Source organism: Levilactobacillus koreensis JCM 16448, from assembly GCF_001435525.1.
Lineage (GTDB): Bacteria > Bacillota > Bacilli > Lactobacillales > Lactobacillaceae > Levilactobacillus > Levilactobacillus koreensis.
Map to the genome: position 1 here is coordinate 1 of NZ_AZDP01000096.1, position 333 is coordinate 333.

General features: G+C 41.7%; 2 tRNA genes. Both read left to right on the top strand.

From position 1 onward, the window contains the following. Window positions 1-84: 84 nt before the first annotated feature. Window positions 85-159: transfer RNA gene (locus FC99_RS08535), tRNA-Ile, on the top strand. Window positions 160-181: 22 nt separating this feature from the next. Beyond that, window positions 182-254 (top strand) — tRNA-Ala (locus FC99_RS08540). Window positions 255-333 lie beyond the last annotated feature (79 nt).

Below are 333 nucleotides of genomic sequence, written 5' to 3' on the forward strand. Positions count from 1 at the left end.
TCTAAGGAATATACGGAGGCTACACATACTTTGTCGAAACAATGGTCAGTTTTGAGAGGCTTACCTCTCTAACTAAATGATTTTGGGCGTATAGCTCAGCTGGTTTAGAGCGCACGCCTGATAAGCGTGAGGTCGATGGTTCGAGTCCATTTATGCCCATTGACCGCAAGGTCATCATTTTGGGGAATTAGCTCAGATGGGAGAGCACCTGCTTTGCAAGCAGGGGGTCAGCGGTTCGATCCCGCTATTCTCCATTGATGCGAAAGCATCAAGGAATTTGTTCTTTGAAAACTAGATATTATCAATTATTTTCTTATTAATTATTTTTATTAA